Origin of the sequence: Sphaerimonospora mesophila, from assembly GCF_001417795.1 — a bacterium.
Classification (GTDB): Bacteria; Actinomycetota; Actinomycetes; order Streptosporangiales; family Streptosporangiaceae; genus Sphaerimonospora; species Sphaerimonospora mesophila.
Genome location: NZ_BCBX01000020.1, coordinates 1 through 731 on the forward strand (window position 1 = coordinate 1; position 731 = coordinate 731).

The following is a 731-nucleotide window of genomic DNA, read 5'->3' on the forward strand; positions in this document are numbered from 1 at the left end:
GCTCGCTGTGCCGTCAGGTGCGGTCGGTGGCGGAGGTGTCGGCGTTGTTGCGGATTCCGCTGGGTGTGGTGCGTGTGGTGATCGCGGACATGGCGGCTGAGGGGTTGGTGCAGGTGCATCAGCCGCAGCTGGATGCGGGCAAGCCGGATGTGACTTTGCTGGAGAGGGTGCTCAGTGGACTTCGCAGGCTCTAGAGATGTGGCCGGTTCCGGTCGGGGGCTGACGTCGACGAAGATCGTCGTTGCGGGTGGTTTCGGTGTGGGGAAGACGACGTTCGTGGGGGCGGTGTCGGAGATCATGCCGTTGACGACGGAGGCGGTGATGACCGATGCGTCGGCGGGGGTGGACGATGTGGGGTTGGTTCCGCATAAGACGACGACGACGGTGGCGATGGATTTCGGGCGGGTGTCGCTGGATCGTGATTTGATCTTGTATTTGTTCGGGACGCCGGGTCAGCATCGGTTCTGGTTCATGTGGGATGACCTGGTGCGGGGGGCGATCGGTGCGGTGGTGCTGGTGGATACGCGGCGGCTGGCCGACAGTTTTCCGGCGGTGGATTATTTCGAGGAGGCGCGGTTGCCGTTCGTGGTGGGGATCAATGGGTTCGATGGGCGGTTTCCGCATGGTGAGGAGGAGATTCGGGAGGCGATGACGTTGGGGGCGCATATCCCGATCGTGCGTACGGACGCGCGTGATCGGGAGTCGGTCAAGAGTGCGTTGATCACTCTGGT

Annotated in this window: 2 protein-coding genes; both read left to right on the forward strand. The window is 63.3% G+C overall.

Features of this window, described 5'->3' with window-relative positions; genetic code table 11:
- A partial coding sequence (locus tag AP234_RS00120) for a DUF742 domain-containing protein (RefSeq protein WP_152990139.1) occupies window positions 1-194 on the forward strand: 194 nt, incomplete at its 5' end.
- A 25-nt stretch (window positions 195-219) separates the two neighbouring features.
- On the forward strand, window positions 220-731 hold a 512-nt coding region (locus AP234_RS00125), incomplete at its 3' end, for a GTP-binding protein (RefSeq protein ID WP_055477459.1).